The organism is Mucilaginibacter robiniae (assembly GCF_012849215.1).
Lineage (GTDB): Bacteria > Bacteroidota > Bacteroidia > Sphingobacteriales > Sphingobacteriaceae > Mucilaginibacter > Mucilaginibacter robiniae.
Genome location: NZ_CP051682.1, coordinates 4294562 through 4320599, shown reverse-complemented (window position 1 = coordinate 4320599; position 26038 = coordinate 4294562). Strand labels below are relative to the sequence as shown.

The window sequence follows — 26038 nt, the reverse complement described above, 5'->3', positions numbered from 1 at the left end:
TGTTTTTATGACACAAAATAAATTTGGCTTTATTTTACAGCTATTTAGATCAGCTTATCCAGATCAAAACCTTTGATTTTAAGCTGCTGATATTTCTCTTTATCAAACGAGTACAGCTTTCCAGGCCGGCCTGCGGCAAGTGCCGGAGCTTTTTCATTGAGCTCAACCACCAAGCCCAGTGACATCACTTTACGTTTAAAATTCCGCCGGTCAATCTCGCGTCCTAATAACTTCATGTATAATTGCTCCAAGTCGGAAAACAAAAATTTACGGTTGAGTAGTTCGAACCCAATAGGCTCATAAGTTATTTTCGCCCGCAGGCGCTCAATAGCTTTATGCAAAATTTCGGCATGATCAAAAGCCAATTGCGGTAATTCATAAATATTGAACCACTGAGCTTCAGCCGCATCTGTAGCCGCAAATAAGCTGAAATCCGTCGACTTTACCAGCCCGAAGTAAGCTACAGAAATAATTCGTGCACGCGGATCGCGGTCGGGCTTACCGAAGGTAAAAAGCTGTTCCAGGTAGTTAATAGATATACCCGCTTCTTCTTTTAACTCACGTTCTGCTGCTTCCTCCAAAGTTTCTTCATCATGAACGAAGCCGCCGGGCAATGCCCACTGGAGCGTGTACGGTTCTATTTTACGCTTAATCAGCAATACAGAAATGCCTTGTTCCTGATTGTATCCAAATACAATGGCATCAACGGTTACTTTAATATGCTGGCTAATATTCTGAGTACTCATACAGCAAATGTAACTTGCGCAATGTTAATCTGCTTATTTATGAAGCTTTCATATTGCTTTTGTTCGCAATTTTTTACCGGCTGGCTATCACAAATATGCTCAACATCAACATCATTATGGTTTAAATAACTTACTGTATTGCTTAACTCAAGCACTACGGTTAAATACCAATACACAATATCCAGTAGGCCAGCAGCAGTACTTGCCAGCACGAACTATAAGCGGATCAGGTTGTACTGTCTAAATCACTTTTCTTTATCCAGCACAGTGAACATGATCTTCAAAGTACTTCCCGCCTCATCTACTAATGTTAAAACATGAGTTCCAGGCAATGGATTAATAGCTATTTGATGAAATTTAGCCGTCTCCCCTATATATTGATTATCAAGATGCCAAAAAATCTTAACCCCATATTGTACGTGTGCTGCATTACAAATAATGCGCCCGCGTGTCCCATCAACCTCAAGCGGAACATAAATTTTAGCTCCACTTTTTGGGTAAATAAGTTCCATTGGGCTACCTGTATCATCCCCGCATCCTTTTCTAAAAGGAGGTAAACTTTGATATTGATAATTACGGCTCTTGTAATAATACTCTATAGCGGGAGGAAGCACAAACCAGCTTTGGTTAACTATTTCATCAGGAGGCACACAGTTACTATTTACTTGCCATTTCCTGCTCCTGTCCAGATGAACTAGCTGATGGTACGGACAAACCGAAGATTTTAATCCAGCTACAGGCACCCACATATCATCAGTATCGTTACAATACAAGCCTGCCCGATAACCGCTTTGATGGCAAACCTTAATTTTTACCATTTCGCTTACAGGTTTTTCAAACCAGTCTCTTGAAACAGGCAGCAGCCTGAATATTTCAAATAGTACAGGTGCTGCTGTATTAATCCCTGTTAAACCCGGCCGGCCTTCACCTGTGGTATTGCCTACCCATATGCCAACCACATATTTGGGTGTAATACCTATTGCCCAACCATCACGAAACCCAAAACTGGTGCCGGTTTTCCATGCTATGCGTTGCGTAGATTCAAATTGTTGCCAGAGCATCTCCTCTCCAGGTCTCATCACCTCCTCCATGGCCTCCAACGTGTAAAAGATAGACCCGGCATCAAGTAAACCTGTCTTTTCCAATTGTGGTTTAGGATGCTTAACAGGACTATAAACTGGTGAATGATAATCATCAGGATCATATTTTCCATTATACTTGTTATAATGGCTAAGCACCCTGGCCATGTCTGCATATGTACCGGTCAGTTCCCATAATGTATTCTCGCCACCTCCTAAAATCAGGGATAGTCCATAAAAATCTGATGGCTGCTTTAGGGTAGTAACACCAGCTTTTTTTAAAAAATCATAGAATCGTTCATATTTATATTTCTGTAACATTTTTACAGCCGGAACATTCAGTGAACGTGCCAGCGCCTTTGATGCAGGTACAGCTCCATCATAACCCAGGTCAAAATTCTCAGGCTGATAACCGGCTATTTGGGTTGGTATATCGGGCACCAAACTATGCGGAAGAATCAAACCATCATGCAGCATGGATGCGTAAAGTAAAGGTTTGAGCGTACTACCTGGGCTACGTGGCGCACTAATCACATCTACACTACTTTCAAGTTGCGGATCTTCGGGATGGTATATATTACCCGCATAAGCAAGCGCATTACCGGTTTCTACATCTAAAACAATAGCGGCTATATTGTTAATATGATTGGCCTTAAGTACGGTGTGGTGCCGTTCTAAAATCTGTGTAACCTGTTTCTGCAAAGCTATCTTAATCGTACTGTTAATACGGGTATCTGCCGATACATTTTCAACAGAATTTGAAATAATATGACCCAACAGATGCGGAGCATACTCAGGCAAAGGAACCGGCCTATCCGGCATGGGTTCAAGCTTGGATAACATAGCTGTATTACTATCTATAATGCTATTCTTATAAAGCTTATCCAGCAGGCGGTTACGCTTAAGTAAAAGTATATTTCTGTTTTTGCCTGGATGTACCAGTGAAGGTGTATTGGGGAGTACTGCAAGTGCAGCCATCTCTCCCCAGGAAAGCTTATCCGGACTGCGTCCGAAATAACGCCATGAAGCGGCATCGAGGCCAACCACATTACTGCCAAAAGGGGCATTACTGGCGTACAACGCCATAATTTCATCTTTACCATAAGTAATTTCAAGACGTAAGGCCATCACCATTTCTACCAACTTATACCAGAAATTACGGGGGTGATGGGTAGCCAACCGGATTACCTGCATGGTAATCGTACTTCCACCGCTGGTTACGTGCCGTGAATTAAGATTTTGCCTGATAGCACGGCCAAATGCCAAAAAGTCTATTCCTATATGATGCTCAAACCGCTTATCTTCAAAAGCGATGATACATTGCTTAAATTTAGCAGGAACAATGGAATCATAAGGAAAACGCCATTGCCCATCTTTAGCTATAGAAGCGCCAAGCAAATTACCATCACTATCATTCAATACGTATGATGTTGGATTATGGAATAGCTTTGCAGGCAGGCAGAACCAAAAAATTATAAAAAATGCTAACAGAACCATGCCACCTAACCGGAAGGTTCTGTTATACCATAATTTTTTCAATATCTGCATTACTTAATCACTTCAACCCACCGGCCTTTTTGCAATGCATTTATGGATGATTTGTACATGGCTTCACAATACGTCCCGGGCAGGTAATATTTACCCGCGTAAGCCGCAGTCAGTATTACGTAATATGTTACGGCTTTGTCTTCCTCCAAACTAAAGTAGGTGTAAACTCTATCGTCCCGTATGTCCCGGTAATCTGACGGGGATGATTTAAATACTTCATCATTGTTCAGCATTCGTGTATTTAATATCTCCCAGCCTGAAGGGGATATTTGGGAAAGCGCCAGGTTACGATAATTTTCATTACCAACAGGATTTTTAATAGTTACCTGGGCCACAAAATCAGTTCCTTGTTTTAGTGCAGAAACATCAATAGGCTGTCCTTTCATGCTAATGTAATTTACCTGCATTTGCAATACATCCGGGTTGTTGCCCTTTTCCGGCTCCTGCCCTGGTGCAGGAATGCCTTGCTGTACTAACCGCACATATAAAGTATTCTTACCATTGTTCCTGATAACAACTTTACCACCATCTGAGGAAACAGGCGCTTGCCAGATATAGGATGAAGAATTTAAGTTACCCTTTACTTTTGCAGCCTGATAGCTAAACTGCAATTTATATGGCGAATTATTTTTTCCGCAGTATTCTGCAATAGCCAGCAAAGAATAAGCAGTTGTTTGCGTACTGTACCATCGGTCTTCAGATAAATGTGCGGCTACAGATCTCATTACTACTGATGCTTGCTGACGACGACCAAGCAGGTTAAGCGTTTCCAGTATCATGGCCTCATCACGTTCATCAGACCCATAGGTATAGTCAAGTTGTTCGTAAGGTTTAATGGTAGTTGGCAAACGGTTAACCATTTGAGATGCAATTTCCGGTTGTCCTGCCAATTGGTAAGCCGCAGCCAAACGCCATTTAGCTGCTACACTGATATACTTAAACTCTTTTAAACGATTCATGGCACCAAGTTCGGGTACGCCAGCCAGGGCAAGCAGGTATAAACGATAAGACTGTATCAGGTCTGCACCATAAAAGCTGTGTGGATCTGGCGCCCAGTTCAATGCTTTCTGGCGTTGAAATTTCTTCCAGTTATCTAAAAAGCTTACCGGCAAACTATAACCGTTTGCCTGTGCTAATAAAATAAAATGACCGGCATAGTTAGTACCCCATTCGTTAGGCTCTCCGCCATCGGGCCAATAGCTAATGCCGCCACCAGGTACCTGAAAACCACTCAACCTGCTTATAGTTGCTTTGATATTGCGTTCAGTTTCTGCTTTTTGCTTAGCTGATAAGTCAACAAGCTGGTTTAAATACAATTGTGGGAAGCCCGAAGAAGTAACTTGCTCAACACAACCGTACGGGTATTCCAGAAGATAACTCAGGCGTTTGCTCAAATTAATAGGCGGAATAGCCGCTACTTCCAAAGTAGCTTTGTTGGTACCCGGCATGCCCACCGGAGTATAGCCTGTATTCCAGGCCTCACCGGCTCTCAGTTCTTTAACTATAGTGCGTGCAATAGGCGGATTAGGATTTCTCACATTCAATTCCACATCCTGTACCGCTATTTCATTTCCGCTTTTAGCTATAATTCTAACTTTACCTACACCAGCAAAATTTTTAACATTCAGGTCAAAGGTCGCTAATTGATCTCCTGGTTTGTTAAAGGTTACCACTTGGGTGTTATTGCCCGGTGTACCGTTAAGTACATTAGATTGTACTTGTACAGTTACCTTTTTAATGTTGTTTTCAAGAGCGAACACCGTTACCGGCAACTGGAATTTTTCTGAAGGTCCCAATACTCTTGGCAGCGTTGCAAGTATCATCAATGGCTTTTTTACCGCCACCGCTTTTTCTGCAAAGCCGTAACTTCCGTTATGCCCGGCTACTATCATCGTTCTTACCGAGCCGATATACTGTGGCAACACAAAGCGTTTGGTTTGTTTTTCTCCTTTATTTAAATGAAAAGGGCCCAAAAACCTTACTACTGGTTTAAACCGGTTTACTGTAGCATTTTTATTATTACCCACAAACTGGTCGCCGCCAATGCTTAAAATTCTTTCTAAACCACCACCATACGCACCAATTACATAATCAAACAAATCCCAAGTTTTTACCCCCAGTGCTTCACGCGCATAAAAAGCATCATGCGGATCGGGCGTTTTAAAATTGGTAAGATCCAGAATACCTTCGTCAACAATTGCAATAGTATAGGTCATCTCCTTACCACTAGCTTCAGACACGGTAACTGATGATGAAGTTTCGGGCCTGATTTTATCCGGCATACTAATTACTGGTTTTAGTACCGTAGCCGGATTATCTACAGTTAACGGTATAGCTCCGTACATACGGATAGGTAAATCATTAACAGTTTGGTTATGATGTTGCAGAAGCGTAACATTTACAAAAACACTTGGAGCCATTTCCTCATCCACTTTAAAATGATATTGGGATTGGCCTTTCCGTGTATCTATCCAAACGGATTTGATAATCTTACTGCCGCTTTCAAAACTTATTAACGCTCGCCCATTATTACTTGTCGGGATAGTTAATGTGCCTTCTTCGCCAACTTTATAACTTTTTTTATCAGAGGTAAACGAAAGCATAGCTGCTTCAGTAGGATTATCCTGCTGCAACCGTTCTGCCCAGTTAGGCCAATCTATATAAATGATTTTACCAGCAGAATGCCCTGTTTGAGGATCGGTTACTTTAATCAGGTATCTGCCCCAATCTGCCTGGGGTATATTTAATATCCATTTACCCCGGCCATTTACGGTAGTTACAGTTTGGGTTTTTATAAGCTTGTTGTATTGGTTTTGAGTAAAATTACTAAGCTCATCACCTGTTTTATCCCACCACCAGCGCCATTGAATTTTATAAAGCTCAAGATTAACGTTTCGGTTACCGCTAACTAAAGCACCTTTGGTGTTTACATCGGCAATGTCTATTACATGGTTAGTACCCGTAGTTAACATGCCGCTTAACTGGCTGCCTTCAGGTGTTTTAATGCCTACATATCCGGAATAAACGTTGTAAGGTAAAGTAACCTGATTAATGCTAAAGTTTCCACCTGGTTCAAAAACCTTTACCAGAAAATTAGCTTTTAATTGGCCTGGCACCTGCTTTTCCAAATTAATATCAGCATGTATAAGTGAGGTACCGTTTTCATCTAACTTGCCATCAAATATATTTTGTGTTTGTGTAGCGAAAGAAAGTGTCGGGTCATCAAATACGTAACCATCAAACCCTTTAAAACTGGTAGTTTGTGGAGAAAGGAATGCATCAACCTTAGCTTTCAGATTTTGCGCAATGCCTCCAAACAACCATTTAGCAGATAAAGTACCATTGGTACTACCTTTTGTTAGTTCGGTTTGGTTGTTAAAAGATAAACTAAGTTTCAGCCGATTAGGCATTATGGTTTCTACCTTAATGCTTTTCTCGAATACTGCTCCACCTACTTTAATTTTTGCATTCCATGTTCCTGTAGGTGAACTTGTTGTAGTGGAAGTATGAAAACTGTAAAACCCATCAACAGACGAGGTACGAATCATTTTCTTATACAATTGCCCTTGTGGGTTATAAAACTCAAACTCAACCGGATGATCTGGCGGGAGCGTTTTAAGTTTATCTTCTAAAATAAACGATACAAAAATTGAATCTCCGGGTCGCCATACCCCGCGTTCACCATAAATAAATCCTTTTAAACCATTCTGTACCTGTTCACCTCCCACATCAAATCTAGACAAGGGTAACGCGCTGCCATCATCCAACTTTAAATATCCCCGTTCATCACCCTTGCTGGCTATAAGCAAATATGGTTTTCTTTTAAGTGTTAATTTGGCAAATCCATCTCCATCTGAAGTACCTTTCCATAATACTTGCTTTTGATAGTCCAGCAATTGTAAATCAACGCCCGACATGGGCTGTGCGTCAATGATGTTGGTAACAGCGATCATCATGCTATTATCATTGCCACGTTTGGTTATTAACCCTATGTTCGAAGCGATAATGTTTCGGGTAGCCCAACGGTCTTTGGTGTAATACGAATCTGAACATACATCATCTTTTTCATCCCAATTATAACCTTCGGGATAATAGCTATCATAACGCTGCCAGAACTCATCATCCTCATCTATGGTGTTAGAGCTATTTCTATATCCTTCATCGTCATAGTCACTAGCTTCAGTGTCTTTATTACTGTTCTCAGCTGTTGCTTTTGTGCTGCAGTTATACAAAGAATATGACCGTCTGAAACCTATAACTACTCGGTAGATGGCTCCCGGCTCTGTTCGCATCAGATGGTCAATATCCAGCATAAAGCGGTTCTTTTTATTAAGGTTAAGCCCCTTATCCCGATCAAGGCGAATGGTAGTTTTCACTACAGGTTTAGCGACTTGCCTTAATTGCTCCTGCCCGTTAAAATCATTATTCTGAAAATACTGCGGAACATTATTTTCATAAATCTTGATAATAGTAACATCGACTGCGTTAAGGTTAACCGCCTCGAAAGGCATCATTAAACGACCTGAATCAGGTAAAATCACGCCCTTACCAGGAATGGTAACTGAGGGAAGCCTGTTTTCAAAAAATACATTTGAGCTGTAGGTCCGGCTAATTTTCTTATTAACAATATCTTCGATGCCCTCATCAGTAAAAGCTGTATAATTACCTTGTAAACGTTCCGGCCCATATACCTTAACCATACTTCCTTCGATGGTATAGGCCAGATCACTGATGCCATTTACACCAATCAAGCCTCTTAATTCCTGACCTACTTTTATCGGGTTAGAAAATTGATAAAGCACATACTGATCTTGATCTTGCACCGCCCGAACATTAAGCAACTTAAAATCGCCAATAGCCGGTACATTCACTGTTTCGGTACCATTCTCATCCATATTTGCAGAACTACCCTCATACTTAACAATTAACTCTGAAGCCTTACCGGTTGACCTCAGGAGATTGTTGATCACGAATTGGTGAGTTTTACTAAGCCTATCATGATGCCAAGTTACATTTACTGCCGAAGGGTACGAGGTTGTGATCATTTTTTCAACCTTTGCTTCATCTTCAACGTCAGCAGTTTGAATAACACCGCTAAACTTCATTTTATCTAAAGAAGTACTGGTTGCAGTCTGAAGTCCATTATAGTCAATGGTGAAATCGGGTTTGATGGTTTGGAAGTCGAAAGTGAAATGATTCAGTTCATCATTCACTTTAACAACAGAACCCAAATCAAAATCAACATCATATTTCTTGTTAGGCTCAAGCTCCTTTTCAGGTCTGAACTCTACTGTCTGTGCATCTACCCAATAAGCTTTCCCTTTAACAGAAGGTGAAAAATCGAAAACATCATTTTTTAACTCTTCATTTTGTCCGTGCGTAATCTGCACCTCGTCAGAAAGCTTTATTCGAATGGTACTCGTTCTGGAAATAACGCCCGCAGTATAGGATTGAATATATTTATTAAACTCATACTGCGACTCTTTTTTTTTATGTTTAAAAACCAAAAAAACTATCAGAAATAGAGCACTGACAGTAGCTAGGATAATAATTATCTTGCTTCGGCTAAAATTAGCAGAGATACGTGACATAAGTGAGGTGATAGATTAAAGCAACTAAATTTATAAAAATTAGTGTAAAACAATCAAGTATAATCCAAAGGATGCATTTGATGGTAACTAATTAACTCATATTAGCTTTTAACTTTTCGTTTTAAGCCCGGTTAGCATGCATTTGCGAATCTTTACCAATTTTCCAACCACCACAAAAACGAAGAGGCTTTGTCCTTTCCCACTAAAGTTTTCTCATCTAGTGATAGCCAGCAATAACTGCCAATGAGGCCTGTAGAAGGCAGTGTTAGATCAAATACGGCCACTTTTGTAGTAGATTTATGTACTTTTCCCAATTGATACATGAAAGAATTAAAGCGACCGATGGTAATGAAATAGAAAGTGTCGTGATACTCATACTTTCGCCAATTTGACTGTTACTTTTTATAAATTAAAATAACAATTTCGTTAATGTATACTGTTGTTTTCTGGGCTTCTGGTATTGTACCAATAGAGTTGTAAAGTTGCTCCATTTGACTGGAGAGACTTTTTCAAAAAAATTTAATTTGATTAAAATAAAGAAGTGAATGTATGATTAAATCTCTTAAAAAGGATGGCTGTGTAGTTATATAATACTAAAGGTTCAGTAAAGGAGGCAGCTGAGAAATTGCGCATTGATTCTGGCCGGATTGATAAGCAGAAAAACCAATATAAAGGTAATAGAACTAGCAGTCAGTTAATCACTGCTCTAAACGATGAGTAAAAAGAGATTAAAAGACTGCAAAAAGAATTGTAATTGATTGGCCTACATAAATATTCCAGTTTTATAATTCATACATTAATGTTCTATTTATAAAGAAAGTTATACAATGTCAAATCTCTTTTTTTCGTTCCAAAAAACGACCGTTTTTTGATGAACCACTTAGTATAAAAAATTTCTTGTGAGTTTGTGAAATTCGCTTTTAGTTGACTAACGATTGAAAGAGGTCGTTTGTCTAACCATAGACGTTGCGAAATACAAGATTAACAGTCTGTCAGATGACACCCCCCTATTTCGTTTGATATAAAATACCATCTATCGGGCAAACACCACATGAGGATTTATGAATTTTGTAAAAGCCTTGAACATACGGCGTATTACGCACAAATGACCTACATAGATCCTATTTGTTTTTATGGCGCTTTAATCAATGTTGAGGCTTTTTTCCAAAGAGGAGGTTAAAAAAACGCTAAACAGCATGCTCAAAAGATCATTACCATCTTAAAAAACCTTGAACTTACACTAGAACCGATTCTTGCCAAATGACTTGTTCATAAAGCTCATTGCTGTTCAATCAAAGTAGCATTGGAAACCATCATGCGTAAGGATTCCTTTCATAAAGTTAAGTAGCAAAAAGTGCTGCTTTTGGACAGCACTTTTCCAAATAAAGATTCTTACAATAATCCGCCGGCTACCGTAATTCTTTCACCCGTTACCCACGACGCGTCATCAGAGGCAAGGAAAACAGCCACTTTTGCTATATCTATCGGTAAACCAATACGGCCTAAAGGTGTCTGATCAAGAAAGTATTTCTCCATGGCGCTTCCAGGCCGGCCATCAGCAGTTGAGCCTTCAGATTCGGTCATTCCAGGAGCTATTGTATTAACCCTTATATTTTTGGGTCCTAACTCTTTAGATAATGTCTTTGCTAAACTGTCGACTCCCGCTTTAACAGCACAATAAATCAACGTGCCCGGAATGGGATTCAAGCTAATCGTAGAACTTAAATTGATAATGCTTCCGCCTTTATCTCCAAATCGAGCTACTGCCCGTTGTGCGCAGAAAATATGAGCCATAAGCCCCGTTGTAATTTGTAACTGGAAAATTTCTTCGCTAACGGCATCCAACATTTCATATCTCCATACACTTGCATTATTGACTAAAATGTCCAGCCTGCCATAAGCCTTATCTGTTTCTTCAAACAGTTTTTTAATATCTGTTATTTTTGAAATGTCCGCTTGTATAGCGATAGCAGTGCCTCCATTCTTGGTAATTTCTTCAACTACTCTATCCGCATAATCTTTGCTAGTTGAATAATTAACTACCACTTTAGCACCTTCCCTGGCATATTCTTTTGCAATCCCCGCTCCAATCCCTTTAGACGATCCGGTAATGACCGCCACTTTGTCTTTTAATTTCATATTATTTGATTGACTATTAAGATTATAATTGACCACCTGCAACCTGTATTCTTTCACCAGTTATCCAGCCGGCATCATCTGAAGCTAAAAACACGGCAACTTTCGCAATATCCTCCGGCTGTCCTATCCGTCCCATTGGGACTTGTGCAACCAATTGAGCTTCCCATTCACCTCCCATAAAGCCTTGTTCATGAGTTCCCTCCGTTTCTGTAATACCTGGGGAGATCGTGTTAACCCTTATACCTTTTGCCCCCAACTCTTTTGCAAGAACCTTCGTAATATTGTCGACAGCCGCTTTTGTTGCAGCATACACTAATGTGCCCGGCAAAGGATTTATACTTACAGTAGAACTGATATTGATGATAGCGCCTCCATTTGCGTTCATCACCTCAGCCGCTTTTTTTGCACAAAGTATTGTGCCCACCAGATTAGTATTGATATTGGCCTGAAGCATTTCTAATGTAATGGCTTCTAACATAACCACATCGTAAATACCGGCATTGTTAACGAGAATATCCACCCTTTCAAAAGCTTTGATTGCCTCAGAAAAGAGCCTTTCGACAGCATCAGGTTTTGATATGTCGGCTTGAACAGCTATTGCTTTTCCACCATGATCGATAATGTAATCAACCACCTTTTGTGCTCTAATCTGGTCTTTTGCATAGTTAACGACTACTTTAGCACCTGCCAAACCATAGGCCTTGGCAATGCCTGCGCCGATTCCTTTTGACGCGCCAGTCACTATGGCTACTTTATTTTCCAATTTCATGATCATTGCTGTACGATTATTTGCTGTAAAACTATATTGTACATACTTTTGGAAAAAGTACCTACTTTTTGGTAGTCTACCTACCTAAAAGTAGGTATGTTGATTATCAAGGTAGTATAGATTTAAAAATGGCGAAAATGACAAAAGAATGTTCCAACTCTCCGACCTGCTCGGTAGACTGGGCATTTAGAAGGATTGGCGGGAAGTATAAAGGCAGGATTTTATGGTGTTTAAATGAATATACTGTCATCCGATTTGGAGAATTGGGAAGGGTTTTAGCGGACGTAACAACTAAAATGCTGACGCAAACACTGAGAGAACTGGAAAAAGATGATCTTATCAACAGGAAGGTATATCACCAGGTGCCGCCAATGGTAGAGTATTCTTTAACAGAAACGGGTAAAGAGCTGATACCTTTTATCAAGTATCTTAAAAATTGGGGTGATAAAAAAATTTCAACTCAAAGACAACAAAGAAATGTTTTGCAATGATTTTGGCAAAGTGATCAAAATAGATATGACAACACCATTTTTGTTATTGGCATACCTCATTTGACTTGTTCTCTGATCCGGCTTAATGACTGGCGGGTGATACCAAGAAAAGTGAGTACTAAGGTTTACCGAAATTCGTAATACAACATCGACTTGCTATTGTAGGAATATTCTGTATTTCTTTTCCGCTTTCTGTCTGGGGGTATACAACTCATGAGCCTTCTTGGAGAGTGCTACAAGCTGATTTTCTAATCTAGTATCCGCTATTTCAGTATCTCCAAATCAGCAATAGTAACATTATACTTTTAATGAACTATTAGATTGAACAGTAGCGCTTGTACCATTGTATATAGCATTTTTTCACGAAAGCACAGTTAATTCGATAAACAAGACTTCATTGAAGACTATTCTTAAAAAAGGTACGTGACTGTTGCACAAGTAGTCATTAAGCCTGAATAGTTCCAATATTAATTCACTACGAAATCTTTCTAGTTAAGAAAGCTGTTTAACAACAGGTATCTAAAAAGATAACTAATGAGTGCTATGAGGTTCTGACAAGCTTTTAACAGTGCTGCCGAGGCTTTTCAGCCTCCTCTTTTGAGGTAGTTTTTGAGATTGTAGGCGATGGCCGCCATGAGCATGACCTTGTGAGCACCGGCTTTACCATCTTTAGGCGCAGCCCAGTAGTTCTTCAAGAGCCTGCCATCCGCGGTTTTATCAAAGCCTTTAAAGAGTAAAGGTTTATTCATCGGGCAGGTATTAGTATTCCTACTCTATCAACATACTCTCCAATATAATAAATAGGACATCCTTTATCGATGCCACTTCTATATAATCCTATCCCTTTACTTACGTCGTTGTTGACCATTTCTTGAATACCTTTTGCTTTCCATATTAATTCACATATAGCAATATATTGTGAGTTATCTGCATTGACGGTTACACCTTTTTTTGTTCCACCCTTGTTGCCGTAAGGAAATAGCATTGCTTTGGGAGCTTGTAAATTTTGATTGAAAAAATCTTTTTCAAAAATGTTTTCTGAGTAGGAGATAAAGTTAGTATAATTATTAACTGGTATGTTATTCCAAGAAAGTTGGATAGTTCTGCCGAGTCTTAAAGGCAGGTCTGGACGGAAGGCTGCGTATTCCTCCTCAGATAACGGTAGCGAATCTATTTTCTCAGATCCTTTCATAAACATATTACTTGACATACGACAAAAGAAAACTTTCTTTTTAAGGTTTCTAGATAGTGCCCAAGTATTTGGAGGAGAAAGCAAATAATCATAAAATACTTCTTTATCATCAAATCCAATTATTCGAAATGGCCTTGGATCCCATTTTGATTTATAAATCGCTCCTATCTCTAAAATATATGCTGCTGTTTTCAAAATTGTAGCTCTTGATTTAGGAGCGTAAAATAGTAAAAACTAGTGTGCTCGCTTTTATGCCCATTTAAAAGCTTTAAAGTTAAATTAGTTGTGCAACAGCCACGTTCCTTTTTTGATAAAGCAATAAGTGCATTGTAGTAATCAAAAGTAAAATTTTTTGCATGTGCAGGCGACTAATAGTAGTATGGAGCGTTACGTTAATTTGAATAGAATTTTCCGTTGGCAAACGACTTCACTGAATGGCCCAGTAATACGTTATAATATTTTAAGCCTTATTATGGACTCAACTTTGCTCTGCACACCTTTCTTCTTGTCTAATCGCGATCTTTCAGGAAGGAATTATTGTTTGTACTTTTATAAAAAAAGTGACCTTCAATGATAGGCCACTTCTCTTTAAAGGTTTTTTGTAATGAAGAAAAAAATCCTACTCGCTTTCGCAAGTATATATTCAAGTGTCAGCACATATGCGCAGCAGACTTCGATTGTTTTAAATGCGGCAATTGAAAAACCCCATGAAAGCAAATATTTAACCGCGCGTAAAACTTTGAAAAATGCGGGATGGATATCCTTAGAAACGGGAATTCCGTTGTTTTGCCTTGGTTTTGCTTATGCAATCGGTAGTATAGACAATCATAATAAGACAGGTGCAAAAACAGCCAGATGGATGGTGCCAAGTGGAGCCGCACTTACCTTAACAAGCATTCCGTGCTTTGTTTTATCACACCATTATAAAAGGAAGGCAGCTACCTTATCTTTAAACAACCAACCTGTTTTTATTCCGTTGAAGAACGGATTTTCTTCAAGCATGCAACCAGCGCTTTGCTTAAGATTTCCACTTTAAGGATACAAGAAATCTCATAAACCTTTGTTTTTTGATAATATAGCGGCAATAGGCACTGGTTTGGGCCTGATGCAAAACATGGATGAAAGCGCATAAGCCCCACGGCCGCTAATGGATCGACTACGTGGCTAAGAAATACGTTTGACCGTTAAATTTTATAACGAGTTAATTTATTTTACTTGAAAATTTGTTGATTGGTAAACGAAATTTTAACATTGAAGCGAGATAATCGTTAGAAGTATCCCTATAGCCCAAAGAAATATTCACCGAAGCATGAAGTCCCTCTTCTGACAAACTTAAAACGTCATCAAATATTTTCGGATCAAACTTTTCCATAGGAGTTGCATCTACTTTGAGCTCTGTAGCCGCAATCTAGGCTGTTCCTCATCCGATATAAGCTTGTTTGTCCGACCAAATAGCATTTTGTTCCGGTGTTTGTGTGGATAAAAAACTTGTCAACATATCTCTGAGTCCGTTAAGTGCTCCGTTTTCAAGATTTCGCTGCTTTTCCATCATCGCGATATAGCCTGTTGTGTATTGAATGATCCCACAGCTAATCTTTGTCTTACCTCCGGGTTAGTAATTACAAATAAACGGTAAGGTTGTATTCCACAATAAGAAGCACTGAGGTTGATGGCTTCGATAATTTGGTCTATTTTATCTTCACTGACCAACTCATCTGAGTGTTTCTTGACGGCATATCACCGGTGTAAATTCCTGATTAATTCCATTTTTTTTAATTAAATATACAGGTCAAAGCTATCACTTTGATGTATATACCTGTAACTAGGTGACAGATAGTTACAGTGACAAACGGGTAACCAAGTGAATGATATGAAACAAGACTTCGATCTGAAAAAGGACTGTAACCACAAAATATTGGCAATCAGCGATACCATGGAAATCTTAAATGGAAAATGTCCATCATTGCGTGTCTGTGTTATCGGCCAATGCGCTACTCTGAATTATTGAAAGAAGTTAAGGGTATTTCCGGTAAGGTGCTCAGCCGCGAGCTGAAGGATTTGGAAACGAATGAACTTGTTGAGCGGAATGTGTTAAATACTGCACCTGTTACCGTAAGATATTGTATAACCGATTATGGGAAATCGCTTAAACAGCTTACCACTACAATAACAGATTGGGGGTTATTGGGGGTTATCTATAGGCAACGCATCATTTCCAGGATGAAAACAGGATAAAGAACAATTTGACTATATTGATAAACTTTATAAGGGAGTGATTTATATTAATATTAAGGCGTCACTAATTACTTTTTTCATGACAAACAATACAAAATACATACTTCTCTTCTTACTCTGCTAATACTTATTTAGTGGGGTTAAAAGACCATCAAATTTTTACTATTCAAAATATAATTGACTTTAAACCATAAGTCAATTATATCTTGAAACAAAACTACCACCTCCACAAAACGTTATCAATAACATTTACTTTTTGTATCTGCAAATTAACGGCTTTATTTAACAACAAAGCTTGATACATTATTGATATTTAAATATAAAAATGCAATAATTGGCGCTTGCCTCTTTGTTGCTAATACATCAATAAGCACTGATCGACTTTTTCAATCATTTAATCAATAATGGTTAGTAATTTTGTGTAGTTGTATTTAACTGCACTGGAATAGTTTGCTCAGTAATTGTGTTCAGATTAGTTATTTTCCAACGGTGAACACCACTATGATGGTTTTCATCATTGTGGTATAAGTATAAATTACCTACATTATCCTTAACCACACTAGCAGCATAAGCATTACCAGCCATCCCGTAAGGTGAAATTGGACCATTCGGACTAGGACCAATCGCACCAAATTGCCCAACAAACAATCCATCATCATAAACATGGTTCCATTTATTCACTTGGCTGTTTTTCCAGAACTCACCATGATAGCCCCAAAAGATGTTTCTTCCTATAGCTAAGCTGGTGCTACCGGCATATCTTACCTTATTGCCACTATCAAATTTGCCATCAGTTGGAAAATTTCCTGAATAATTTTCAGATGTACTTAATGCCGTACGCCACAACCATTGGTTATTACCAGCTTTTACACCACCTAAATGCCACCCGTCATTACCGTTTTTACTACGTGCTGCATTAAAAGCAAGTATTATACCCGATGATGTTATTTCTGCTACATGCAAATTGATAGGACTAGGTTGATATATTGGATCAAGAGTTGTACGGATGGCTACAGAGGCTAAAAGTTGCGATTTACTCCAAATAGGATTTCCTACATTATCAAAACCTTCAAGCAAATACTTATACCAGTTTAAAGGTTGTCCGGGTTTAGTTACACCAACTTGCGTAATTGATCCATCAGCATTTAACTGGCAAATGCCTGAGGGTAGTGCAACATCTGTAATGCGCATATTACCTTGAACAGGTAACTCAACTACTTGAGAGTTATGTTTAGAACTATTATACAACAAGCCATAAGTACGATGATTGCGTAAGGTGACTACGGGTATTAAGCGGCGGTTATGATCGTTAAGGTTTGCTGGAACCACATAACCCCAATTCTTCACCAGCGTCCAAGAACCGTTATCCGGTTTAAGGTGCTTTAAATAATCAATTTTAAATTCGAGATAATCGGAAAATAGCCGGGTTGGATTATTAAGACCAACCGAACAACTATAAGAAGTACCTAAGTACATGATGCGATTTATATACTGCCGAGTTGCCGAATAGTGCTGTAAACGAGAGTTACCAGGATCTTCTATCCAGAATGATCCATCAGGTTCGAAGGCAATGGTGGTACCTAGTACACCACGCATATCGCTGAAGTAAAACTTACTATTGGTTACATCTGGGCTTTGCGCATATCCTCCCTCCTCACCCATAATCCACTTCACAGCACCTGACAGATTGTTGTATGCTTTAATCTGCTGACTAATACCAGCATCTGCCACCAGCAAAGTTTTATTGTCTGGTGCTACTGCTATTGCAAGTGGCTGAATCAAATTATTGATTATTACATGGAGTAATGATAAACTACCGTCTGGTTTAATGCTAAATTTCTCTGCAACATCTTTCCCTTCCTTATTATAAATTAGCCACAAGTTATCCTGCTGGTCAACACACATGGCCTTAGGACTAGAAACAAACACGTTCTTAATAAATGAACCCGTTGATTTATTAAGTATATGCACTTCATTAATATCTTGATGTGCTATAAAAAGGAAATTACCCCGTTTTTGAACAGCTAATCCAGAAATCTTAGTATGTACTGTATCTAAAGAACTATTGAATTTATTACCATGTTTGGTAATCATAATAGTGCCATGATCAAACAGAGTTTCTTTATCATCCACTACGTTAGTGGCGTACACCATCCATCTTCTGTTATTGAATGAATCTTCACCAGCCCAGTAAACACGAACACCGTCGGTAGCTAACAGCCGTGTTGATATACCTTTTTGTGAAATAACTTCTCGGCTTTGTGGCTTATCCGTATAAAATTTAAAGTTGCTTTCACCTTGTTCATTAAAGCCTGTAGTGTAATAAGCTTTGTTTCCTACTATAGCAACACCTAAAATTCTTTCGTGGGCATGATGCACCGTAGGACCAGTAAAACTTGCAGATGTGTTACCAATAACTCCTTCCCACGTGTATTTAACGTTATTTGATAGCACTTTAACCTGATAATTACCAGCAGGCATTGGTCTTCCTTCATCATCAGTGCCATCCCATGTTGCTTTGTGCGTTCCAGTCGCATAAGTAACTCCGCTCCACAGTGTTTTAAGTAATCGTCCTTCTGTATCAAAAATGCCTGCACTAGTAGCCGCAGTTTGTTTTATTTTAAATGTAAAAGTACACGATGAATATAATGGTTTTCCTTCCTGAGCTGATACAACAGAAAATAACAAAGCACTTATACCTAAAACAAGAGCTATGATTATATACCGGTATTTTTTCATCTGGAAGTACTAGCCTGTATGTAAATTATTACTATGCTCAGGAACAAGAAAGGGAAAGATAAGTGCATACCTTATCTTTCCCTTCCAAACCTTAACTTATTTTTCAATCTTCTTAGTGATTTTCACTAGCGTGTTTAACTACTATTTTGGCGCCACTTCTTATCATCTGCTGTTCGGATGGCGAAAACCCTATGCGGCCGCCAAAATCTTCTACCCAGTAAGTATTATATTCTGAAATGCCGATTTCTTTGAATGCTGCATTCATCAAGTTTTTACAATGTCCTGGGCTTTTAAACCAGCCATCGTTCACTTCTTCAATACTTTCCTGACCGAAAGCTATATTTTCACCTATAGTATAAGCTTTCAGCCCTTCAAACTTGTATCCGGCAGCGCCTATACGGTCGCCCATAGTACGCCCATCCTGACTGGTATGGCTAAAGTAGTGCAGCCTATCCATGTCTCGTGCATGGCGACTGGCTGATACCTCCAGATTATCGTTCCAAACCAAAGGAGGTGCCGGTGGCATATAAGTACCCCCACAATTACATCCTTGTTGCCGTACAATATTAATACGGTTCAGAAATGCCTGTCTGAACTGCACACTGCTTTTCCACATTTGTGCATGGGCTATACCACTTCCGCCTAACAACACAATGCCAATTATTAGCTTTTTCTTCATAAATCAGGAGCTGCAATTACTTTGTTTGTTCGACTGATTTACGATTACAATGTTTAATTTGTTATAAACTTTTTATTATAGATTAGAACGTTATGTAACTTAATATAAAAATCAGCGTATAGATGTTCAAACATATATATTCAACATCTACCCGCATGATTATATACTTTTCTGCCGGCTTAATAGCCATTGTATTTATTATCTGCTACCTGAACAAACAGGAACAAAACGTTACGCAAATACTTAAGCAGAACAAAAACGTAGTACCCTTATATAAATTAAGAGCTTCCCGGCAAAAAGCTGAAGTTATCAGTAACAAAACTACTGCACAGCAAGCCTCTAGTAGACAAGTAAGTATAAAAAGCTCGTTGAACAATTTGAATAAAGCAATTTCCAAAAAAGGAACAGCATCAGACGATTATCTTAGCAAACTTGATCGCCTAAGCCGTCAAATATAATCCAGCACCGGGTTGTTCTTTTTTGCAAAGAATATTTATCATTGCAAAAACAAATAAGTACCTATGTCTGACGATGCATTAATCAGGCGACTGAAGATTATTGTAAAAGAACACGGCGGACAATTGGCGCTGGCTAAAGCCATTGAAGTTGACCAGGGCTTTATCAGTAAAGTCATCAATAAAAAGCAGGAAATTAGCTATTATCTAATTCGTAAACTTTGCTTTCAGCTCAAGTATTCGCCTGAATGGTTGATACTGGGTAGCGGCGAACGCAAGATTAACAAAGCCGACTCTCCCAAATTGATTACTGAAATACAGATGCTCCGTACAGAGGTTGACATTTTGCATGCGCGCATGCGTGCTTTTGAAATGCAGTTAGAAGGACTTAGAGTTCAAGAACAGACAGATCGCACTCAACAAGCCGGATAAATAAACTACCAACACATAAGTACGTACTGCATTTTTTTTGCTTACTTGCCTCCTCAAAACTATGGTTACTTTTTTTGAGGCTTCACTTGATACCATTTCTGTTCACCACGTGGGCAACCCGTTACAGGATGAACGCTATGCTTTGTCTGACGCACCACTGGCGTTAAAGGATGAAATTATTCCCCGGTTGCTGATGCAATATTTCTTATCACCGTTTGAGAAAACGAACGAGGTATATCACTTAATGCATCCTGGTGACGATTTACATTTGAACGAGATTTATCATTATTGTACTGAAATATTTGGTGATAACAGCAAGTTCCATCAAATGTCGGAACAAATAGCTAAACACTTATACAGCGTATCAAGTCATCCTAAAATTAAGGCAGGCGAAATATATGTAGCTTACTTCAACAGTGTACAACTGGAGGGTGAATTATTAGACGCTATAGGCATCTTTAAATCAGAAACTAAAGAAACCTTTTTGAAAGTTTACCCACAAGATAACGGCTTTAATGTAGATTATGAAGAAAATGCTATTAATATCAATAAACTGGATAAAGGTTGCTTGATTTTTAATACACAAGCTGAAGAAGGCTACAAAGTAACCGCCATTGATCAAACCAACCGTAACCAAGAGGCCGTGTATTGGAAAGATGAATTTCTGAAACTTAAAATCAGGAACGACAATTTCAACCAAACCAACAACACACTAAGCATTTACAAAAACTTCGTTACTGAAAAGCTGGATGACGAGTTTGAGATGAGCAAAGCCGATAAGATTGATTTACTGAATCGCTCCATGAAGTATTTTAAGGAGAAAGATACTTTTGAATTGGATGAGTTTACCGGCGAAGTATTAGGTAACGATCAGGCTATTGAATCTTTCAAGAACTACAAAAATCAGTACGAACAGGAATTTGAAACTAAAATACCTGACACCTTTGAGATATCAGATAATGCTGTAAAAAAGCAGGCTCGTGTTTACAAAAGTGTTTTAAAGCTGGATCGAAACTTTCACATTTACATTCATGGCGATAAAGAGCTAATTGAAAAAGGTTTTGATGAAGAAAAGCACATGAACTATTATAAAGTATATTTTAAAGAAGAAGAGTAAATATATAGTTTAAACAATTGAACCTGTATACGCTTTAATAAGTAAAGGTATGATTATGCAGGAGCGATTGGATGATGTAAATGGCATAAGGTTGCACACTTTACAGGAAGGCGAGGGTAATACTGAAACCATTATTTTTTTACACGGCTTTCCAGAGTTCAGCTATGCCTGGCATAAGCAACTCCCCTTTTTTGCGACACAGGGCTTTCACGCATTAGCTCCAGATCAACGCGGCTATAACCTCACCAGTAAGCCTAAAGGTGTTAAGGCCTATATGCTAGAAAATGCGGTAGAAGATTTAGCAGCTTTCATTAAGAAAATCACTTCTGAAAAAATCACTTTGGTTGGGCATGATTGGGGCGGTGGTGTAGCTTGGATATTCGCCTTTAAATATCCTGAGCTATTAAAAAAGCTGGTGATTCTGAACATGCCACATCCGCAGGTTCAATCTCAGAACTTCAAAACTAGCCCTAAGCAAATGCTAAAAAGCTGGTATGTTGGCTTTTTCCAGCTTCGTATAATACCAGAAGTGGTATGCCGAGCATATAATTTCAAATTTTTGGAATGGACCTTCTTGAAAAGTTCTAATGCAGGTACATTCAGCCAGCATGATTTACAGCAGTACAAACAAGCTTGGCGACAGCCTCGTGCGCTCACTAACATGCTTAACTGGTATCGCGCATTTAAATACATACCTACACAAAACTATGGCAAAATAAATGTGCCCACATTGATTATCTGGGGTAAAAAAGATATTTATTTAAGTGCAGAAATGGCACAACAAAGCGTTAACTGGTGCACAAATGGGAAAATGGTTATGCTTGATGATGCTACTCATTGGCTGCACCATGAAAAAACAGCTGAAGTGAATAAATTGATTTTAGATTTTGTGCAAGATTGACTTTTATAGATACTGTAACATACAACCCCGATTTTTTATTTTCCTTTTTATATAAAAATTATCAATCGATACTATTGTCTAACTCATCGATACAAATTTATTACGAGCGGTAAACGTCGGTATTTTTATAGTTTGAAGAAATTCATCTATCAAATACTAAATTATGAGCCGAATGACTTACCCTTTTATCTCAAAGAGATTACCCCAAGTAGTCAGATATAACCTAATTATAGCTGCCCTAGCTTTAGCTTTTACAGGTTGCAAAAAGAACAGCTCATCTGACAGTTCTGATACTGGAACCACCGTTAGCATTGATAGTAGCGCTATTACCAGCGGTACTGTTGAAGGCTCAACAGAAATTGGCTATAATGCAGATGACTTGGTTGAAAACTCTACTTTCTCTAATGTAGTTACTATCAACTTTGGGTCAACCATTACTATCTCCAATCCGCTGTCAGCCAGCGGAGTAAACATTACGCAAAGCAACGGTGATGTGACTATTACTTCAACCACCAGTAATGCTGTAGAATATCAGTTATCCGGCACTACAACCAATGGATCGGTAAAAGTTTATAGCGATAAAAAATTCAAGCTTACATTAAATGGTGTAAACATTACAAATAATGATGGCCCAGCCATTAACATACAATCTTCTAAACGGTCTTTCATTGTGGTAGCAGATAATACAACTAACACATTAACTGATGGTTCTACTTATGCCACCTCCACCGAAGATATGAAGGGAACTTTATTCAGCGAAGGACAAATAATTTTTACTGGTAATGGTAGTTTAACTGTAAAAGGCAATAACAAACACGGTATTGCCAGTGATGACTATGTACGCATTCGTAGCGGAAGTATCACTGTTTCGGGTGCTGCTAAAGATGGCATACACACCAACGATGCTTTTATTGCTGATGGCGGAACACTAACAGTTTCTGCTCAAAGTGATGGCATTGAAGCTGAAGAAGGCCATATTATTATTAATGGTGGTACATTAGTATTGAATACTGCTGATGATGGTATCACAGCATCTTACACCGGAACAGATGCGACCATAACGCCTTATGTAAACATTAACGGTGGCAGCATAACTATTAAAACTACCGGTGGCGAAGGTATAGAAAGTAAAAGTGTACTCACCATAAACAAGGGCACTATTAATACCAATACTGTTGATGACGGATTGAATGCCAGAACTGCGCTATATATTAACGGCGGTAGTATTTACTGCTACAGTAGCGGCAATGATGCGATGGATTCTAATGGAACATTCACTATTACTGGTGGCAAAGTTATAGCTGCTGGTGCCAAAGCCCCGGAAGCTGGTATTGACTGTGATGCACGTACACTTAAAATTACTGGCGGTATAGTAGTAGGCATAGGTGGTGCTACCAGCGGCCCAAGCGCTACTGCATCTACCGTGCATTCTGTAGTTATGGGTAGTGGTACAGCTAATCAGATTATTCATATTGAATCATCTAGCGGTACAGAAGCATTAACTTTTTTAGCACCAGAATCATATAGTACTTTATTATTTGCCAGCGCTAAACTAAAAGGAAGCACCACTTACAATGTTTATACAAGTGGTAGTGCTACAGGTACAAACTTCAATGGCTTATACTTGAGTGGTTCTTATGTTAAAGGTACTAAGTCTACCTCATTTACTACCAGCAGCATGGTTACGCAAATTGGCGGCAGCATTAGTAGAAACTAAATATGTAAGTACAAAAGAAAAGGTGCTTATGTACATAAGCACCTTTTCTTTTGTACTTGATTTGCAATAATATGGGTTATTTACTAACCAGCAAATACCTTACAGCTCATCATAATTGTTACTGTCTACCAATTATTGTTTAACTACTTGCTACAACTTAAAGTTAAATTTTTCCTCCACACCTAACCCAAACAGGGCGAAATCATATTTTACCGGATCATTAGGGTCAAACTCCCGCAACTGTTCAGTAAGTTCAACAGCGGTTTGCCAATCGGTTTGTTTACGGGTAATTAATTTTAATTTGCGAGCAACTCTATCTACATGCAAATCACAGGGACAAATTAAATCCGCTGGGCGGATGCGATTCCACAAACCAAAATCTACTCCACAAACATCTTGACGCACCATCCAGCGCAGAAACATATTTAGGCGCTTACAGGTTGATTTTTGTGCAGGCGATGATACATGTTTTTTGGTACGATGGGGATAATCGGGTAAAGAAAAGAAATAAGAACGAAAGTGATTAAGTACAGCTTCGGCACTAAAATCTCCAGATAACGGCAAGAATGCATCCTCTAAACTCTCGTGCTTTTCATAATGCTGCCGGAAAAAAGATATGAAATATAATGTATCTACATCATTAAATGTACGATGTTTGAAATACAGTAACTTTTTCAAATCTGGCTCCTGATGGTTTATAATGAAATCGTAAGGTGCACCATCCATTAAAGCAATCAATTCACGGCACTTGCTGATAATAGTTTTGCGCTGCCCCCAAGCCAATATAGCTGCCCAAAAGCCAATAATTTCTATATCCTGTTTGCGTGTAAAACTATGAGGTATACAAACAGGATCGTCCTGAATAAATTCAGGACGATTGTACTGTGCTACTTTAGCATCTAAAAAGGCCTTAACGTCGGTAACCATGTAGGATAATCAAGAACCAAGAAAGCTTATGATTTTTCAATAATATATAATTTCAACTTAGCTCTTAATTCTTAGTTCTAGCTTAATGCGTTCTTCAAATCTTCCAACAAATCTTCAATATCCTCTACCCCTACACTGATGCGCAATAGGTTATCTACCACGCCAGCTTTCTCGCGGGTTTCTTTAGGTATAGAAGCGTGCGTCATGGTAGCTGGATGATTAATGAGCGACTCTACTCCACCTAATGATTCTGCCAAAGTAAACACTTTAAAGTTTGAGGCTATGCGGAAAGTTTCCTGCAAGTCGGCATCTTTTAATACAATGGAGATCATACCACCAAAATCGCGCATTTGCTTTTTAGCAATGTGATGGTTTGGATGATCAGTAAAGCCAGGCCAGAAGATACGCTCTACTTTAGGATGCTGTTTTAAAAACTCGGCAACTTGGCGGCCGTTTTCACAATGTGCTTTCATGCGTAAGTGTAACGTTTTGATACCGCGTAACACCAAAAAGCTATCCATTGGTCCGGGTGTAGCACCGCACGAATTATAAATGAACCATAAGCGTTTATAAAGCTCCTCATCGTTCATCATCAATGCACCCATTACTACATCTGAATGACCACCAATGTATTTGGTTACGGAATGCATCACTAAATCGGCACCTAAATCAATTGGGTTTTGCAAATAAGGTGAAGCAAAAGTATTATCTACCACCAGCATCAGGTTTTTAACTTTGCTGATAGCTGCAATTGCCTCAATATCCACCACCTGCATAGTTGGATTGGTTGGTGTTTCAATCCAAACCATTTTGGTGTTCTCGTTTACATACTCATTGATAATCTCAGGCTCGTGCAAGTTCAAGAAATGGAACTTGATGCCGTAGTTAGCAAATATTTTAGTAAAAATGCGGTACGAACCACCATACAAATCATTACCAGTAATCACTTCATCACCAGGTTTTAACAACTTCATTACAGCATCGGTAGCACCCATACCGCTTGAAAAAGCCAGACCAAACTTAGCATTTTCCAAAGCGGCTAAACAGTCCTCTAATGCCTTACGGGTTGGGTTAGTACCACGTGAATACTCATAACCTTGATTATCACCCGGCGCTTTTTGCCAGTAGGTTGATGTTTGATATATTGGCGTCATTACTGCGCCAGTAGTTGGATCGGGCTCCTGCCCTGCATGTATAGCTTTGGTTGCGAATTTCATAACTTTATAGTTGCAAGTTTTCAAGTACAAATTGCAGATCGAGTGAGCAGCTTTTATCACCACA

Annotated in this window: 21 protein-coding genes; 8 read left to right on the top strand and 13 right to left on the bottom strand. The window is 38.9% G+C overall.

Annotation, left to right across the window (positions count from 1 at the left end; genetic code table 11):
* Positions 1 to 44 precede the first annotated feature (44 nt).
* From HH214_RS18845 to HH214_RS18825, 5 genes are all read right to left on the bottom strand, one after another.
* On the bottom strand, positions 45 to 746 hold the full coding sequence (locus HH214_RS18845; protein WP_169610266.1) for an NUDIX hydrolase: 702 nt from the start codon (positions 744 to 746) through the stop codon (positions 45 to 47).
* A 245-nt stretch (positions 747 to 991) separates the two neighbouring features.
* Complete coding sequence (gene pbpC, locus HH214_RS18840) at positions 992 to 3373, bottom strand: penicillin-binding protein 1C (protein WP_169610264.1); 2382 nt, start codon at positions 3371 to 3373, stop codon at positions 992 to 994.
* Complete coding sequence (locus HH214_RS18835) at positions 3373 to 8964, bottom strand: alpha-2-macroglobulin (protein ID WP_169610262.1); 5592 nt, start codon at positions 8962 to 8964, stop codon at positions 3373 to 3375. The genes pbpC and HH214_RS18835 overlap by 1 nt, the downstream gene beginning before the upstream one ends.
* A gap of 1392 nt (positions 8965 to 10356) precedes the next feature.
* Positions 10357 to 11103, bottom strand: coding sequence for an SDR family NAD(P)-dependent oxidoreductase (locus tag HH214_RS18830; protein WP_169610261.1), 747 nt, complete (start codon positions 11101 to 11103; stop codon positions 10357 to 10359).
* A gap of 22 nt (positions 11104 to 11125) precedes the next feature.
* Positions 11126 to 11872, bottom strand: a complete 747-nt coding sequence (locus HH214_RS18825) for an SDR family NAD(P)-dependent oxidoreductase (RefSeq protein ID WP_315853176.1) — start codon at positions 11870 to 11872, stop codon at positions 11126 to 11128.
* Between the two features lie 128 nt (positions 11873 to 12000).
* Between HH214_RS18825 and HH214_RS18820 the strand changes: the two genes are divergently transcribed.
* Positions 12001 to 12363: a winged helix-turn-helix transcriptional regulator gene (locus tag HH214_RS18820; RefSeq protein ID WP_169610257.1), complete on the top strand. Its 363-nt coding sequence runs from the start codon at positions 12001 to 12003 to the stop codon at positions 12361 to 12363.
* A gap of 584 nt (positions 12364 to 12947) precedes the next feature.
* On the opposite strand, the gene HH214_RS18815 is transcribed toward HH214_RS18820, so the two are convergent.
* On the bottom strand, positions 12948 to 13112 hold the full coding sequence (locus tag HH214_RS18815; RefSeq protein ID WP_169610255.1) for a hypothetical protein: 165 nt from the start codon (positions 13110 to 13112) through the stop codon (positions 12948 to 12950).
* Positions 13109 to 13750 (bottom strand): hypothetical protein, encoded by a 642-nt coding sequence (locus HH214_RS18810; RefSeq protein ID WP_169610253.1) that lies wholly within the window; start codon positions 13748 to 13750, stop codon positions 13109 to 13111. The genes HH214_RS18815 and HH214_RS18810 overlap by 4 nt, the downstream gene beginning before the upstream one ends.
* Positions 13751 to 14159: 409 nt before the next feature.
* Here HH214_RS18810 and HH214_RS18805 point away from each other — a divergent pair, with 409 nt between their 5' ends.
* Positions 14160 to 14591: a hypothetical protein gene (locus HH214_RS18805; protein WP_169610251.1), complete on the top strand. Its 432-nt coding sequence runs from the start codon at positions 14160 to 14162 to the stop codon at positions 14589 to 14591.
* Between the two features lie 165 nt (positions 14592 to 14756).
* On the opposite strand, the gene HH214_RS22000 is transcribed toward HH214_RS18805, so the two are convergent.
* Both HH214_RS22000 and HH214_RS22360 read right to left on the bottom strand, forming a co-directional pair.
* Positions 14757 to 14927, bottom strand: coding sequence for a nitroreductase family protein (locus HH214_RS22000; RefSeq protein ID WP_211166260.1), 171 nt, complete (start codon positions 14925 to 14927; stop codon positions 14757 to 14759).
* Between the two features lie 176 nt (positions 14928 to 15103).
* Positions 15104 to 15265 (bottom strand): nitroreductase family protein, encoded by a 162-nt coding sequence (locus HH214_RS22360; RefSeq protein WP_211166259.1) that lies wholly within the window; start codon positions 15263 to 15265, stop codon positions 15104 to 15106.
* 276 nt (positions 15266 to 15541) lie between these two features.
* Between HH214_RS22360 and HH214_RS18795 the strand changes: the two genes are divergently transcribed.
* Positions 15542 to 15790, top strand: a complete 249-nt coding sequence (locus HH214_RS18795; RefSeq protein ID WP_248282144.1) for a winged helix-turn-helix transcriptional regulator — start codon at positions 15542 to 15544, stop codon at positions 15788 to 15790.
* Positions 15791 to 16198: 408 nt separating this feature from the next.
* Here the strand turns inward: HH214_RS18795 and HH214_RS18790 are convergent, their stop codons facing one another.
* Positions 16199 to 18478 (bottom strand): FlgD immunoglobulin-like domain containing protein, encoded by a 2280-nt coding sequence (locus HH214_RS18790; RefSeq protein WP_211166258.1) that lies wholly within the window; start codon positions 18476 to 18478, stop codon positions 16199 to 16201.
* 163 nt (positions 18479 to 18641) lie between these two features.
* Positions 18642 to 19208: a CAP domain-containing protein gene (locus HH214_RS18785; protein WP_169610247.1), complete on the bottom strand. Its 567-nt coding sequence runs from the start codon at positions 19206 to 19208 to the stop codon at positions 18642 to 18644.
* 155 nt (positions 19209 to 19363) lie between these two features.
* Between HH214_RS18785 and HH214_RS18780 the strand changes: the two genes are divergently transcribed.
* The 5 genes from HH214_RS18780 to HH214_RS18760 all read left to right on the top strand — a co-directional run bounded on the left by HH214_RS18780 (position 19364) and on the right by HH214_RS18760 (position 23830).
* The gene (locus tag HH214_RS18780; RefSeq protein WP_169610245.1) at positions 19364 to 19666 is read left to right on the top strand and encodes a hypothetical protein; all 303 of its coding nucleotides are present in this window, start codon (positions 19364 to 19366) and stop codon (positions 19664 to 19666) included.
* Between the two features lie 63 nt (positions 19667 to 19729).
* On the top strand, positions 19730 to 20095 hold the full coding sequence (locus HH214_RS18775) for a helix-turn-helix domain-containing protein (RefSeq protein ID WP_169610243.1): 366 nt from the start codon (positions 19730 to 19732) through the stop codon (positions 20093 to 20095).
* 61 nt (positions 20096 to 20156) lie between these two features.
* Entirely contained in the window at positions 20157 to 21212 is a 1056-nt protein-coding gene (locus HH214_RS18770; RefSeq protein WP_169610241.1) for a nucleoid-associated protein, read from the top strand.
* Positions 21213 to 21261: 49 nt separating this feature from the next.
* Positions 21262 to 22113, top strand: coding sequence for an alpha/beta fold hydrolase (locus HH214_RS18765; protein WP_169610239.1), 852 nt, complete (start codon positions 21262 to 21264; stop codon positions 22111 to 22113).
* Positions 22114 to 22276: 163 nt separating this feature from the next.
* Entirely contained in the window at positions 22277 to 23830 is a 1554-nt protein-coding gene (locus tag HH214_RS18760) for a carbohydrate-binding domain-containing protein (RefSeq protein WP_169610238.1), read from the top strand.
* 150 nt (positions 23831 to 23980) lie between these two features.
* On the opposite strand, the gene HH214_RS18755 is transcribed toward HH214_RS18760, so the two are convergent.
* Both HH214_RS18755 and HH214_RS18750 read right to left on the bottom strand, forming a co-directional pair.
* Entirely contained in the window at positions 23981 to 24757 is a 777-nt protein-coding gene (locus HH214_RS18755) for a TIGR02757 family protein (RefSeq protein WP_169610235.1), read from the bottom strand.
* Positions 24758 to 24834: 77 nt separating this feature from the next.
* A complete protein-coding gene (locus tag HH214_RS18750; protein WP_169610233.1) occupies positions 24835 to 25974 on the bottom strand; it encodes a cystathionine gamma-synthase in 1140 nt (379 codons plus the stop codon).
* Positions 25975 to 26038 lie beyond the last annotated feature (64 nt).